Origin of the sequence: Rhizobium johnstonii 3841 (assembly GCF_000009265.1) — a bacterium.
Classification (GTDB): domain Bacteria; phylum Pseudomonadota; class Alphaproteobacteria; order Rhizobiales; family Rhizobiaceae; genus Rhizobium; species Rhizobium acaciae.
Genome location: NC_008380.1, coordinates 2,141,960 through 2,156,897, shown reverse-complemented (window position 1 = coordinate 2,156,897; position 14,938 = coordinate 2,141,960). Strand labels below are relative to the sequence as shown.

The window sequence follows — 14,938 nt, the reverse complement described above, 5'->3', positions numbered from 1 at the left end:
CCTACCTGGAGATCAGGCAGCTTCCACCCGCCGCGCGATACTGTTCGCAGAGTGCTGCGGCCTCATCCTTGGAACCGGCCGGTATGCGGACACGGTAGAAAGTGCCCTTGCCGGCGATATCGGCCCTGCGGATCTCGTGGCTGCGGCCGCCGAGCACGCTGGCGAATTTCTTCGACAGGTTGGCATAAGATTTGGTCGCCTCGTCTTCCGAAGGCAGCGAGGCGATCTGGATGCCGTAGCCGCCGGCGGATGCGGCCTGCTGCGGCTTTGCGGCAGCTGGTGCTGCGGCCGCGACCTCAGTCGTCTTCGGCTGCTGTGCGGTCGGGCGGACATTGCCCTTCTCGGTCACGGTGCCGACAACGTTGACGGGCTGATCGACCGGACGGGCGGTCGGAATCGGAGCGGTATCGGCAACCGCCGCGGTCTTGACCGGGCGCACCGGCGGAGCGACCGGAGCGGGATTTGCGGCCTGCGCGTCGGCACTGCCGGCGAGCGGCGGCTGTACCGGCGCGGTTTCGACAGGGGCTGCAGAACGCGCATCGGCGGAAGCAACCTCGGCGCTTGCCGGGAAGCTTGCGGCCGTTCCACCGACGGGAGGTACAGGCGGGGTCGATTGCCCGGACGGGGTCGACGGAGCCGTCAACGCCGGCTGAGCTGGCGGCATCGGCTGGGCCGACGGCGTCGCCTGGGCAGACTGTGTCGCCTGGTCAGACTGCGTCGGCTCGTCGACGGGCGCCAGTTCCTCGCGGGCGACCAACGTACCGTCAGGCTTGACGATCATCGTGCGGACCTTGCGCGGCGAAACGGACGGAGTCTTGTCGGCGTCGGTTGCCGAAGCGTTGTCGGCGCTGTCCTGGGTTGGCAGTAGACGCGGATCCTCCGTCTCACCGACCGCAGTCGGCGTGACCTGATCGTCGACGCTGGCGTTGTCGTCGTCCTCGGGCAGCGCTTCGGGTGTCAGCGTGCGCTGGACCACATCGACGGGCGCCTCATCGGAAGAAACGAGCGCCTTCTGCTTCGGCTCTTCGGCAGAACCCGCAACGCGGTCGTAGACGGCCTTATCCTGGTTCGGCACGGTCTTGCCGCCAGGATTTTCCGGAACGACCTTGACCGGTTCCTTGTCGGCGGTGATCACGCGCGGCTCGCCGGACGCGACAATGCCGAGCCCCTCGCCGTTCCAGACGGAGGAATAGACGCCATAACCGACGCCGGCAAAGACCACGAGCACCACGGCCCCGGCAAGCAGCTGGCGCATCGATCGAGCGCGGCTGAAATCAGCGGCCTGGCTTGCCGATTCGATGCGGACCTCGGAGGTCTCGCGGCGCTCGACCGGCTCGCGCACGCTGCGGCGGAAATCTTCCTCCAGCGCCCGTTCGAAATCATCGAGGCCATCGGCGATGGTGGGCTTGACCGGCTGTGCAGCGGCGGCGGCCGTATCCCGGACCGGCGTCGGTGTTTGCCGCGGTTTGGCCGGTTCAAAGAAGCTGGCAATCTCGGCGTCGAGATCGAAATCGAAATCCGCAGATTTCGCGACCGGCGCGGGCTGCTCGACCGGCGGCAGCGCAGGCACGTGCATGTCGTCGACGGCCTCCGGACGATCCTCCGGATCGGAGATCATCGCCGGATCGAATGGCAGGTCTTCGGTCGATTCGGAGACAGGCGTCCAGTTGAAAGCCGGAGCTGGAGCTTGAGCCTGAACCTGCGGCTCGGGAACGAAGGCCGGAGCGGACCGTGCAGGAGCGGCAGCAGCCTGCTCAAAAGCAGGAGCCGGCGGCTCAGGAGCAAAAACTGGAGCGGGCCGAGGAGCGGCGGCGGCCTGCTGGGGAGCAGGGGCTGGCGGCTCAGGCTGCTGTGCTGGTTCGGACGGCTCGGAGAAATCGAGATCGGTCAGTTCCAGCTCAATGCCGGCAAGATCCAGCTCGAAATCATGGCCGGCGAAGGGGTCGTCGGCTTCCGGCGCCGGCTGCGGCGCCGGCGAATATGCCGCTGCGGCAGGCTGAGGCGTAACGCCACCAGCAAGCTGCGGCGCGATCGGTCTTGCGGCTTCGGCCGCATAGACCGGAGCCGGCTCGACCGGGGCAGACCGGACGGGTGCTGCGGCGAGCGGTGCGGGCGCGATCACCTCGGACTGAACAGGTGCGGCGGCCACGGGAGTGGCCGGGACGGGCGCTGCCTCGATCGATGCGGGTTGCGGCGAGACGGGCGCCGGATTGGCACGTTGCGGCACCGGATAACGCGAGACGTCGGCGAGCAGATCGTCGAGATCGAATGTGCCGGCGGTGTGCGGAACATCGGGCACGACCTCGGTCAGCGCGGCATCGGCCTGGATCTCGCCGTCGACGGCGGCGGCGATGAGATCGAAACCGGCGTCGGACCCGAAATCCTCCAGCTCTTCCTCGATTTCGACGAATTCTTCGGCCTCGGCGGTCTCTTCCGGCGCGATCACTTCATCATGGCGATCGAGCTCGGCGGGAAAGCCAAGTGACGGAGAAGCGGATTCGAATTCCTCGGAAGGCTCGACCGCGGCGACAAGCGGCGAAGGCTCGATGACAGGTTGAGGCTCGACCACAGGAAGATCGACGGATGGCGCTTCAGCAACCGGTGCGGCGACCGTTTCGGCCACAGGCTCCGGCAAAACAACCGGTTCCTCGCGCCTCGGTGCATGGAAATTGGCAAGCGGCAGCCTGATGCTGGCAGCCGACCATTGCGGCGCCTTGGTGGGCTGCGCCAGCGAAGAGACCGGTGCTGCGCCGATCGACAGCTCAAGCTCCTCGATCAGGTCGCGCGCACCGCCGAAGGCCGATTGCACCGACGCATCGGGCTCGGGGGAAAGCTGCTCCGCCCAGTCGGCGGCAGATGCGTCCCCATTCCCTGCGGCGGGCAAAGCTACTTCTTCTTCAGCCTCGACGGGGGCGACGGAAACCGGCTCGAGGGCCTCCGCATGTTCGACAGCGGGAGAAGCGTCGAGAACGGGCTCGACGTAATCTTCAGGAGTGACATCATCAAAGATCGGCTCGGCGGGCCGGTCGAGCTCTGCAAGCGGACGTGGCGAATCGTAGCGGTCGAACTCGCGCCCAAGCTCGTCCTCGAGATCGAGGGCAGGCTCGCGGCGTGCGGTCTCCGTCACCGTATTCGCTGCAACACGCGGCTCGAAGCCGACGATCCGGGCCAGTTCAGCCAACGGATCATCGTCGGCAAACAGATCGTTTTTTCCGCGCGTATCATACGCAAGTTGTTTATCAGCCATGCCTATTCCCACTCGCAAACGCCAACGCTCAAATGCCAGCGCATTGTGGGGAAATGGTGACGTTATCGCATTTCGTCCGGTGCGGCAGTGCCTGTAATGGCAAGTCCCGACTTCAAAACCGACGCGACGGCGTACACCAGCCCAAGTCTGGCAATACTTGATTCTCGGTTTTTATCATTAACAAATCGTAATTCCGGCTGATCTTTACCTTTGTTCCAGTGCGCGTGGAACGAACTTGCGACATCGTAGAGGTAAAAAGCGACGCGATGCGGCTCCTGCGATTGAGCCGCCGCCTCGACGATACGCGGGAATTCAGCGAGCTTGGCGACAAGCTGCAATTCGGCCGGATCACCAATGCCTGCAACGGTTTTCGCGAGATTCTCGGGCGAAACATCGAGGTCGGGAAAAGCCTCCCTCGCCTGCCGGAAGACCGACATGCAGCGAGCATGCGCATACTGCACATAAAAAACAGGATTATCTTTCGACTGTTCCGTCACTTTGGCGAAATCGAAGTCGAGCGGCTCGGAATTCTTGCGGTAAAGCATCATAAACCGGACCGAATCACGGCCGACTTCTTCGACGACGTCCCGAAGCGTGACGAAATCGCCCGAGCGTTTCGACATCTTCACCGGCTCGCCGTTGCGATAGAGCTTGACGAGCTGGCAGAGCAGTACCGTCAGCTTCGCCTTACCGTCCGAAACACCGCGTGCAACCGCTTCCAGGCGCTTGACGTAGCCGCCGTGGTCGGCGCCGAGCACATAGATCATCTCGTCGAAACCACGGTCGAACTTGTTCTTGAAGTAAGCGACGTCGGCGGCGAAATAGGTGTAGGAGCCGTCCGACTTGATCAGCGGCCGGTCGATATCGTCGCCCACCTCGGTCGAACGGAACAGTGTCTGTTCGCGATCTTCCCAGTCCTCGGGAAGCTGGCCCTTCGGCGGCGGCAGCGTGCCCTTGTAGACATAGCCCTTGAAGGTCAGGTCGTTGATCGCCGTGCGGATCGCGGCCGCACCATTGGCATGCAGGGTGCGTTCGGAGAAGAAGACGTCGTGATGGACGTTCAGAGCCGCCAGATCCTCGCGGATCATCACCATCATCGCATCGATGGTGCGATCCTTGACGATCGGCATCCATTGGTCTTCCGGCATGTTGTGCAGCCGCACGCCGTAATCGGCGGCAAGCGACTGGCCGACGGGCACGAGATAGTCGCCGGGATAGAGACCCGAGGGGATTTCGCCGATCTTTTCGCCGAGCGCTTCGCGATAGCGCAGGAAGACGGAACGGGCGAGCACGTCGATCTGCGAGCCGGCATCGTTGATGTAATATTCCTTCTCGACGCCGTAACCGGCAAAAGCGAGCAGGTTGGCAAGCGCGTCGCCGACGACGGCGCCCCGGCAATGGCCGACATGCATCGGGCCGGTCGGATTGGCCGAGACATATTCGACATTGACCTTCTTGCCCTCGCCGAGCGTCGAGCGGCCGTAATCGGTGCCGGCGCCGATCATCGAGGCGAGCAGCCGCTGCCAGTAGCCGACGGCGAGACGGATGTTGATGAAGCCCGGACCCGCGACCGAGACATCGGCGACGTCGGCATCTTCCTTGAGCTTGGCGATGATAACGTCGGCCAGCGCGCGCGGGTTGGTTCCGAGCGGTTTAGCCAGCACCATTGCGGCATTGGTCGCGACATCGCCATGGCTCGCGTCACGCGGCGGCTCGACGGTGATGCGGCCGAAATCGAGCTCGGATCGCTTTTCCCTGACCAAATCGATCTGTTCAAGGGCGGTTTTGATCCTGGCTTCGAAGTCGGTAAAAAGGTTCATCGCACTCTTCCATGCATAGGCTGTGCCAAAGGCTCAAATCGGCCCTCGGCGTGGGCGACCGCTGCCTATCGCAAATCCGGAGTGTGGTCAAACAACCGCCTGTGGGCGCTGATGGCATAGGTGTCGGTCATGCCGGCGAGATAATCGCCGACATGGCGGGCCTTCGGCGCATCGGATAGACCGGCGATATGATCGACCCAGTAGTGGCTCTGCATCTCCTTGGGATTGGCCATGTACGCGGCAAAGAGATCGGTGACGATCTGGGCGGCACCGGCACGGATGCGCATGATATCGGGATTGCGGTAGATGCGCTTGAAGAGCATGGCCTTGATCTGCCTGTCGGTCTCGGCCATTCCCTCGGAAAAGGTGGCAATAACCCGGTCGGCAGCGCGGATGTCGGCCGCACTCTCAGGGCGCAGCAGCGACAGGCGCTGCTGTGCCACGCCAATCACGTCCTCGACCATGCGGGTAATCTGGCGGCGCATGATCTCATGGGTGAAGCGGCTCGGCTCCAGATGCGGATATCGCGCCCTCACCTCGGCCATCAGCCCGGCAAGAAACGGGATTTCCTCCAGCATGTCGAAAGTCAGGTAACCGGAGCGCAGGCCGTCGTCGATATCGTGGGTATTATAGGCGATGTCGTCGGCGATCGCCGCGACCTGGGCTTCAAGGCTGGCATAGGTTGCAAGCTCGAGATCGTGCAGCTCGCAATAATCGAGGATCGGCTGCGGAACGGGACCGCGAGTGCCTACTCCATCAGCCGTCAGAAGCGGACCATTGTGCTTGACAAGACCTTCGAGGCTTTCCCAGGTCAGGTTGATGCCGTCGAATTCGGCATAACGCCTCTCCAGTTTGGTCACGATGCGCAGCGATTGGGCATTGTGATCGAAGCCGCCATAGGGCAGCAGCACCTCGTGCAACGCGTCCTCGCCGGTATGACCGAACGGCGTATGGCCGAAATCGTGCACGAGCGCCACGCCTTCGGCCAGATCCTCGTCGAGCTTCAGGGCGCGGGCAAGCGCGCGGGCGATCTGGGCCACCTCGATCGTGTGCGTCAGCCGGGTGCGGTAATGATCGCCGTCCTGGGCGATGAAGACCTGGGTCTTGTGCTTCAGCCGGCGGAAGGCGGTGGTGTGGACGATGCGGTCGCGGTCGCGCTGGAAATCGGAGCGCGTCGGGCTTCCATCCTCCTGATAGAGCCGCCCGCGCGTCGTCCAGGGGTCGGCCGCATAAACCGCCCTCTCACTGCTGCCGAAACCCAAAGCACGCGTATCGATCGTCATTCTTCACCGTCATCCTGCATGTTGCCGCATCTGCCCATTGACGCCGCCTAACGCTCTTCATACCTATAGCCCGATGAAACGGCAAAGAGGCGCTTTCCTAACCGCTTCGGCGCATCATCGCCTTTTCGCAGATATCATGGTAAGTTTCTTTGATATCAGGTATTTGAACATTCAAGTGCCAAAACCCATTCTCTCCGGATCTTGACCCCGGCAGGAGGAAACATGACGGATACGAGTGTAACCCTTTCAGATGCCGCGGCAAAGCGCATCGCTGCGATCGTCGGCGCCGAAGCCGGCAAGAGCGCCTTGCGCGTTTCTGTCGAAGGCGGCGGCTGTTCGGGCTTTTCCTACAAGTTCGATCTTGCCGACAGCGCTGACGACGACGACATCATCGTCGAAAAGAACGATGCCAAGGTGCTGATCGACAGCCTTTCGCTCGTCTATATGGCGGGCTCGGAAATCGACTTCGTCGACAATCTGCTTGGCCAATCCTTCCAGATCAAGAACCCGAACGCGGTGGCAAGCTGCGGCTGCGGCACCAGTTTCTCGATCTGAGCGTCTAAACGCACATACGCCCCATCAAACCGGCCGAAGAATTGCTTCCGGCCGGTCTATCGTCTTGTCCGGGGATGAAAGACCGCGATAAAAGAAGCGCACGCAGCGAACAGGGGAAGAGATGAAGATCGCGACTTGGAACATTAACGGCGTCAAGGCGCGCATCGACAATCTCACGCAATGGCTGAAGGATTCCAATCCGGATATCGTCTGCCTGCAGGAGATCAAGACGGTCGACGAAGGTTTCCCGCGGCTGGAGATCGAGGCGCTCGGCTATCATGTCGAGACGCACGGCCAGAAGGGCTTCAATGGCGTCGCGATCCTCTCCAAGAGTTCCCCTTTCGAAGTGAACCGCGGCCTGCCCGGCGATCCGCTGGACGAACAGGCGCGTTTCCTCGAAGCGGCGTTCACCCTGTCCGACATGAGAATCCTGCGCGTCTGCTGCATCTACCTGCCCAACGGCAATCCTGTCGAAACGGAGAAATATCCCTACAAGCTCGCCTGGATGGAGCGCCTGCAGACGTTCGCCGCCGAACGGCTGGCCTATGAGGAAATGCTGATCCTTGCCGGCGATTACAACGTCATCCCGGAACCGCACGACTGCTTCGATCCCAGGGTTTGGGAAAACGATGCACTGTTTCTGCCACAGACGCGGGAGGCGTTCCGCAGGCTCGAAAATCTCGGCCTGACGGATGCTGTGCGCGCGACGACGGATGCGACGCAGTTTTATTCCTTCTGGGATTATCAGGCCGGCGCCTGGCCGAAGAACAACGGCATCCGCATCGACCATCTGCTGCTGTCGCCGGAAGCTGCCGACCGGATGACGTCGGCTGCGATCGAAAAACATGTGCGGGCCTGGGAAAAGCCGTCCGACCACGTGCCTGTCATCGCCTATTTCGATTTCGTGGGCTGAGGCTTTCCGCCTGCAGCTTCACGCCTCCGAATAGACGTGGGGGCTTAGTCGTCGGTACCGCTCGCGATGGTGTGCGACAGCGATACCGCTGTGCGGCGGTCGGCCTCGTTGGCAACCGAGAAGGCCTGCTCCTGCAGCGCTTCCATCCAGCCGCAGTCCTTAGGCTTGCAGCGGTCGAGTGCTGCCGTCATCAGCGCCAGACCGCGGGCCGTCTGGCCTTCGTCGAACAGAATATTGCCGAAGACCGCCATGGCGCCGGGATGGCCGCTCTTGCGGGCCTGGTTCAGCCATTTCTTCGCCTGCTGCGGGCTGGCATTGCCGCCCTCGCCGGCCAGCATCATCTGCGCCAGCTGGAACTGCGCCTCGGGGACGCCAAAGGTGGAAGCCACCTGAAAATAAAGCTGGCGGGCCTGGCTGAGGTCGATCCTGACTGGACTGCCGGCAATGCCATGCCTGTAATAACTGGCGAGCGAAAGCAGCGCGTTGACGAAGAAGCCGGTATCTTCCGAGCCGGGTTCGACGCCCTGCTGGGCGATCTCGCTGTAGATCTTGAAGGCTTCGAAATCATCCTGCGTGACACCGTCGCCATCGGCATACATGTTGGCGAGCGCCCAGCGCGAGCCGGTGTGGCCCTTTTCGGCAGCGTATTTATAGGCTTCGACCGCTTCTTCCTTCTGGCCATTCTTATAGGCTTTGAAGCCGAACTTGAAGAGATCGAAGGGTCCGGATTCCTTGCTGACGCCACCTTTGATGTCGAATGCACGGCACGGACCGGACAGCGCCAGCGCTACGGCTATCGACATGCCCATCAGCATGAATTTGAACAGTTTGAACTCGGACGTCACCATTTCAACCGATTTCTTTCGCTCATCCCAGGCAGGCGGCAACGGCGCTCATGCCGTGCATCCCGCGGATGTATTCCTTCGAGGCGAGCGATCCCGCGGCGAGCTCCATGGCTCCTTTACCCGCGTCGCATCCAGCCCACTGGCCTTTTCTCAAAGGCGATATTCTCAGCCCATCCTTCAGAACCACCCGGCTCCCGGCATGGCTCGACTGCAATCTCCGTGGCACTCTTTCGGCAGGTGCGGCATCCGCCTTCCCGCCTCTATCCCATTCGTAAACAGTAAATGTGACGAAACCGGTATCGACCTTTCCGGCAAAGCAGGGCTGCTCATTCGAGCAGGTCGAAAATAACGATAATGAATTAATCGACGACCTCATCGCGAGGCCGGATCGGCGACCGGAATAGCCTTGTTCGGAAAGCGAAACGACCGCAATCAAACGATTGTCGCCAATCGCGCCGTACGATTTGATGTACCCGGAAAAAAATCGACCCATACTACTATTTACACGCACCGTATGCCTGCCATCACCTCGCCCGCAAATATCGCTGCGCCCTCTTTGTGGCGGGAAATGGACAAATTCGTCCCACCACCACCATACGCCAAACGTCGTAAAAATGTGTTGCTGAATCGTCACAAAATGGGATCGGGAAATGGCATGATTAACGGGCGCGAATAAAGAAGAGCCCGGCAGTGCCGGGCTCCTCAATTCTTCAAATGTGAGAATTAGAACTTGATCTTTAGGCTCGTCGACAGGGCAGCGACCATATCGTTGTCAAAGGAGTAGGAGACATCATCTCCAAACGTGACGCCATTCTGGGTCACGACGCCGGACGAACCGCTCGTCAAAACGCCCACGGCACCGGCAACGCGCCATTCGATATGTTCGGTCGGCGTGAAGGCTGCACCGAGCCCCAGCGTCCAGCTATCGGTTTGCGCACCATAGCCCTGGCTGGTGCCGCGATCCCAGGTGAGGCTGACTGCACCTGCCCACTGTTCATTGAATTTGTGGCCAACACCACCGGTGATCGTCCAACCGTCCTGGTAAAGAAGGTCGAGCGAGGTCAGCTCCGTCGCACCGCCGGAGGTGCAGGCGACCAAGCCCTTGGTCGATTTTGGGCAGAAAGGCACGGACTGCAGGACACTCCAGTTTGTCCACTTTACCGATCCGAAGGCGAGCCAATCCGGAGCGATACCGCTTTGCAACTTAAGCTCAAGCGAATCCGGCGCTTCGGCAGAGCCGAAGACATCCGTGACCCTTCCATAAGGAGCGCCATTCAGCGGTGCAAATGGTGCAGTCACCTGAGTCAGATCGACCGTACCGGTCAGATTGTCGTATTTTACGCGGCTGTTATAGACGAGGCTCGCCCGCATTGCATATTCCGGAATCTCGTAGGCGAGACCGGCGCGCCAGCCCCAGCCACTATCTTCGAGATCGAGGCGGCCAACGCCGTTGCCGGTACCGACCAGAAGCGGAACGGTTGAAACCAGACGTTCCTTGAAGCCCTCGACTTCCTGATAGAAAGCGCCGCCGATGAAGCGAAGCTGCCCAGGGCCGACATCAAAACGATAGGAGCAGGTGCCGCCATAGTTGCGGGTTTTGATCTCCGTCTCAATGTTATTGTTGGCACCGGCCCAGTTCAGACCGGGGTCGGTATGCCCGCCGAAGGGCTCTGAATAGTCGACCAGGCAGTCGATTGCATCGCCAAAACCAGCCTTAAAGCCAATATAAGGGATGGTGTAATTTGAGCTATCGTCAGCGGTGTTTGGACGGCTGTTCAGATTGCCACCGCCTGGAGATGTCGACGTATCCGTGTCACGGACGTCCTTCAGCTTGCGCTGCGGCGTGACGTAGGTAACGCCCGACTGAAACGAGAAAGGCGACGTATCGAACAGCTGATCGATGTTATAGCCGCCACGCTCCAGGCCGCCGGCAAAGGACGGCGATGCAAGCGACGAAAGAAGAACGAGCGACGTTACGCCCTTGGAAAACCTACGCGATGCCATTGTGTCTCCCCCACTACAGCAGTTGATGTGACGACACAGTGTAAGTGTTCGCCGGAAATGGCAACGCGCCCCACGGCAGCGCCTCTAACCATTGCGACTGTCAATTTACGTAAAGAAATTGACGGACACGTCAAAAAACCTGGTTAATAAAATTTTATTCCAGGCTTGTTGAATCTCAGGTGGGCTTTTGGGTTTTCATTCCAAACATTGCAGAAGCTGTATCAATCCGACAACAGTGGCAGTTTTCGCCCACTGGATGCCCATTCAGCCACAATCCACAGGCTCCGCGCCTGAAACCAGCCGTTTTCATGACCGAATCGCATGCGCCGGAACGACAAAAAGACGCGCCGGCAGAGGCGCGTCTTTGAAATAACTTACCAAAATGGGTCGGTGAAACTTACCCGGCTTCGCTCACCCTGGAAAGAGCGATCCCCAGGCTCGCGATCTGACCCTTCAGTTCCTCGAGGCGATCACGCTCGGCCTCGACCACTTCGGGATTGGCGTTGGCGACGAACTTCTCGTTGGAGAGCTTGCCGTCGATGCGGGAGATCTCGCCCTCCATCTTGGCAATCGCTTTTTCCAGACGAGCCTTTTCGGCGGAAAGGTCGATCAGCTTGCCGAGCGGCAGGCAGATGGTGGCCTCGGCGATGACGATCTGAGCGGCACCCTTGGGCGCATCGTCAGCCAGCGATATCGCCTCGACGCGCGCAAGGCGCTTGATGGCGGCGTCGTGGCGGAACAGCCGTTCACGCGTCAGGTTGTTGGCCTTGACGACGACGAGCGGAGCTGTCGCCGATGGCGGCACATTCATTTCAGCGCGCACCGAGCGGATTCCGGAAACCAGGTCGATCAGCCAGTTGATCTCGTCGGCGGCCCCATCATCGGCGTAGGACGGCGCCGGCCAATCGGCGTGGCAGACCAATGTGTCGCGCTCTTTGCCTTCGCCTGCCGTATGGGCCCAAAGCTCTTCGGTCATGAAGGGCATGAAGGGATGCAGCAGCTTGTAGATCTCTTCGAGAATATAAGCGCTGCAGGCCTGGGCTTCGGCCTTGGCGCCCTCGTCCTCACCATTGAAGACCGGCTTCAACAGTTCGAGATACCAGTCGCAGACCTCGTTCCAGACGAAGCGGTAGAGCGCGCCGGCGGCGTCGTTGAAGCGGAAGGCCTCAAGTGCTTCCGTAACGTCACGTTCCGTACGGGCAAGTTCCGTCAGGATCCAGCGGTTGATGGTGAGCTCGGCTGCCTCGGGCACGAAATGCGGGTCGCTCTTTGCGCCGTTCATCTCGGCGAAGCGTGTGGCGTTCCAGAGCTTGGTGCCGAAATTGCGGTAGCCGGCGATGCGGGCAGGATCGAGCTTCACGTCGCGGCCTTGCGCCGCCATGATCGCCAGGGTGAACCGCAGCGCGTCGGCGCCGTATTCGTCGATCAGTTCCAAGGGATCGATGACGTTGCCCTTTGACTTCGACATCTTCTGCCCATTCTTGTCGCGCACCAGCGCGTGGACATAGACGGTCTGGAAGGGCTCGACCGGTTCGCCGTCCTCGTCCTTCATGAAGTGCAGGCCCATCATCATCATGCGGGCAACCCAGAAGAAGATGATATCGAAGCCGGTGACCAGAACGTTGGTCGGGTAATAACGCGCCAGTTCCGGCGTCTCGTCCGGCCAGCCGAGCGTCGAGAAGGGCCAGAGTGCTGAGGAGAACCAGGTGTCGAGCACGTCCTCGTCACGCGTCAGGATCTCGCCCGGCTTGAAGTTTTCAAGCAGGTCCTCGACATAGGCCTTCATCGGCCCCTCGTGCGAAAGGTAATGCTGGATCGCCGCCTGCAGCGCCTCTTCCTCGGTCTTTTCGACGAAGACCTGGCCGTCCGGGCCGTACCAGGCGGGGATCTGGTGACCCCACCAGAGCTGACGGGAGATACACCAGGGCTGGATGTTTTCCATCCATTCGTAATAGGTCTTGTCCCAGCTCTTCGGCACCATCCTGGTGCGACCTTCGCGGACCGAGGCGATCGCCGGTTCGGCGAGCGTCTTCGCATCCACATACCACTGTTCGGTCAGCCGCGGCTCGATCGGCACGCCGCCGCGGTCGCCGTGCGGAACCATGTGCTTGTGCGGCTCGATCTTGTCGACGAGGCCCGCCTCTTCGAAAATCTCGACGATGACCTTGCGCGCATAGAAGCGGTCCTGGCCTTCCAGGCGGTCCCAGGCGCCGTGCAGCGCCGCCGGATTGCCGAGACCTTCAAGAAAGTCCTCATTGTCCTTGATGGTGATCGTGCCGTCGCCGTTCATAATATTGATGACGCGAAGACCTGCGCGCTTGCCGACGTCGAAGTCGTTGAAATCGTGCGCGGGCGTTATCTTCACCGCGCCGGTGCCGGCAGCCGGATCGGCATAATCGTCAGCAACGATCGGAATTCTGCGGCCGACGATCGGCAGAATGACATGCTTGCCGACAATGCCCTGATAGCGTTCGTCCTTCGGATTGACGGCAACACCGGTATCGCCCAGCATGGTCTCCGGTCGTGTCGTTGCGACGACCACATAATCGCGCGTCTCGAATTCGGTCGGCTTGCCTTCCTCATCGAATGCAATCGGGTATTGGTAGGTTACGCCCTTTTCCAGCGGATAGCGCAGGTGCCAGAGATTGCCCTTGACCTCGTGCTGCTCGACTTCGATATCGGAAATCGCCGTCAGCAACTTCGGATCCCAATTGACCAGACGCTTGTCCTTGTAGATCAGCCCTTCCTTGTAGAGCGTGACGAAAACCTCGAGCACGGCCTTTGAGAGGCCTTCGTCCATGGTGAAACGTTCACGCGACCAGTCGCATGACGCCCCCAGGCGCTTCAGCTGGTTGAAGATCAGGCCGCCTGATTCAGCCTTCCATTCCCAGACCTTGTCGATAAAGGCTTCGCGGCCCATGTCGCGGCGGCCCGGCAGCTGCTGTTCCATCAGCTTGCGCTCGACGACCATCTGCGTAGCTATGCCGGCGTGGTCCATGCCCGGCTGCCAGAGCACGTCCTTGCCGCGCATGCGCTCGAAGCGGACCAGGATGTCCTGCAGCGTATTGTTCAGCGCGTGGCCCATGTGCAGCGAACCCGTGACATTCGGCGGCGGGATCACGATGGTGAAGGTCTCGGCTCCGGGCCTGGCGTTCGCGCCGGCGCGGAAAGCGTCCGCCTCATCCCATATCGCGGCGATTTTCGGTTCGACGGCAGCGGAATCATAGGTCTTGTCGAGCATTTTTTGACCAATTTCGAGGTTCGAGGGTGGCGTTTGTAAATAGGATGGTCACGGCCAAGTCAATAAAAAAGCCGCCCCGGAGACCGGAGCGGCTTTTCAGGAAAAAGCAATCCGATCAGCGGCGCGGGCCGCGCGCCACGCGCTCGATTTCCTCGCGCACCAACCGCTCGACCAGTGTCGGCAGATTATCATCAAGCCATTCGCGCAGCATCGGGCGAAGCATGTCCTCTGCGATCTCGTCCAGCGAGCGGCGCTCGGCACCGTCGATCGCGGCTGCGAGCTCCTCGAAGGAGCGGCTGATCTGCAGGCCGGCATCCTCCGAAAGCAGCGTCGGCTGGACCTCGTCCATAACGCTCGGCAGGAAACGCTCGGTCGACGACTGAGTGGCTTCCATAGCCGGCAGCGCTGTTTCGACAGCAGGCGCCGGCTCGGCGACGGCAACCCTTTGCATTTCCGTGAACACCGGCTCAGCCGGCTGCTGGATCGCAACATGCTGGATGGACGCTGCGGCATCCGGGAAAACAGGCTGTGCCGGCTGCGGCTGCGGCTGGGGTTGCGGTGCCGCGGCGCGCGGCGGTTCCGGCATTACGGCCGGCTGCGGCTCGGGCTGACGGAAGCCGCTCGGAATTTCGCGCAGGGCCTGACCGGCCTGCACGGCGCTGCGCTCGGAGGCGGCGCGCACGCGGGCGGCGACATCGGCAAGCGACAGAGCGCGGGCCGGAACGTCTGCTTCGGGGGCGGTGCCGGCCGAATTGGCGGCGACGAAACGCGGATCGGAGGAGCGCATGACCGGTTCGGGGAATTCCACGCCGGCATAGGTATCGTCGACCGTCAGATGAATTTCGGAGCCATTGTCATCCTCATCGGCGCCGTAGACCGGCGGCAGGGATGCAGAAATCGCCTTGCCGGCGCCGGGCTCATTGCTTTCGATGATCTGGCGGATGGACGCCAGAATTTCTTCCATGGACGGTTCACGCGCTACGCTTGGCTGAGCCATTTCTATCCCCGTTATCCCAAAACAACGACCGGA

General features: G+C 61.2%; 10 protein-coding genes. 2 read left to right on the top strand and 8 right to left on the bottom strand.

Annotation, left to right across the window (positions count from 1 at the left end; all coding sequences use genetic code 11):
- Position 1 precedes the first annotated feature (1 nt).
- The 3 genes from RL_RS10600 to RL_RS10590 all read right to left on the bottom strand — a co-directional run bounded on the left by RL_RS10600 (position 2) and on the right by RL_RS10590 (position 6,350).
- On the bottom strand, positions 2-3,247 hold the full coding sequence (locus RL_RS10600) for an SPOR domain-containing protein (protein ID WP_173364436.1): 3,246 nt from the start codon (positions 3,245-3,247) through the stop codon (positions 2-4).
- A gap of 62 nt (positions 3,248-3,309) precedes the next feature.
- Positions 3,310-5,067: an arginine--tRNA ligase gene (gene argS, locus RL_RS10595; protein WP_011651651.1), complete on the bottom strand. Its 1,758-nt coding sequence runs from the start codon at positions 5,065-5,067 to the stop codon at positions 3,310-3,312.
- A 65-nt stretch (positions 5,068-5,132) separates the two neighbouring features.
- Complete coding sequence (locus RL_RS10590; protein ID WP_011651650.1) at positions 5,133-6,350, bottom strand: deoxyguanosinetriphosphate triphosphohydrolase; 1,218 nt, start codon at positions 6,348-6,350, stop codon at positions 5,133-5,135.
- Between the two features lie 222 nt (positions 6,351-6,572).
- On the opposite strand from RL_RS10590, the gene erpA reads away from it, so the two are divergent.
- Together erpA and xth are read left to right on the top strand one after the other, a co-directional pair.
- Positions 6,573-6,905, top strand: coding sequence for an iron-sulfur cluster insertion protein ErpA (erpA, locus tag RL_RS10585; protein ID WP_003538958.1), 333 nt, complete (start codon positions 6,573-6,575; stop codon positions 6,903-6,905).
- 121 nt (positions 6,906-7,026) lie between these two features.
- A complete protein-coding gene (gene xth, locus RL_RS10580; RefSeq protein WP_011651649.1) occupies positions 7,027-7,818 on the top strand; it encodes an exodeoxyribonuclease III in 792 nt (263 codons plus the stop codon).
- 44 nt (positions 7,819-7,862) lie between these two features.
- Here the strand turns inward: xth and exoR are convergent, their stop codons facing one another.
- From exoR to RL_RS10555, 5 genes are all read right to left on the bottom strand, one after another.
- Positions 7,863-8,666 carry an exopolysaccharide production regulator ExoR gene (exoR, locus tag RL_RS10575; RefSeq protein ID WP_011651648.1) on the bottom strand — a complete coding sequence of 268 codons (804 nt, stop codon included), beginning with the start codon at positions 8,664-8,666 and terminating at the stop codon, positions 7,863-7,865.
- Between the two features lie 19 nt (positions 8,667-8,685).
- Positions 8,686-9,297 carry a hypothetical protein gene (locus RL_RS10570; RefSeq protein ID WP_244432366.1) on the bottom strand — a complete coding sequence of 204 codons (612 nt, stop codon included), beginning with the start codon at positions 9,295-9,297 and terminating at the stop codon, positions 8,686-8,688.
- Positions 9,298-9,386: 89 nt separating this feature from the next.
- Positions 9,387-10,667, bottom strand: coding sequence for an OmpP1/FadL family transporter (locus tag RL_RS10565; protein ID WP_011651647.1), 1,281 nt, complete (start codon positions 10,665-10,667; stop codon positions 9,387-9,389).
- A gap of 397 nt (positions 10,668-11,064) precedes the next feature.
- Complete coding sequence (locus RL_RS10560) at positions 11,065-13,908, bottom strand: valine--tRNA ligase (protein ID WP_011651646.1); 2,844 nt, start codon at positions 13,906-13,908, stop codon at positions 11,065-11,067.
- A gap of 115 nt (positions 13,909-14,023) precedes the next feature.
- Positions 14,024-14,905, bottom strand: a complete 882-nt coding sequence (locus tag RL_RS10555; protein ID WP_011651645.1) for a PopZ family protein — start codon at positions 14,903-14,905, stop codon at positions 14,024-14,026.
- Positions 14,906-14,938 lie beyond the last annotated feature (33 nt).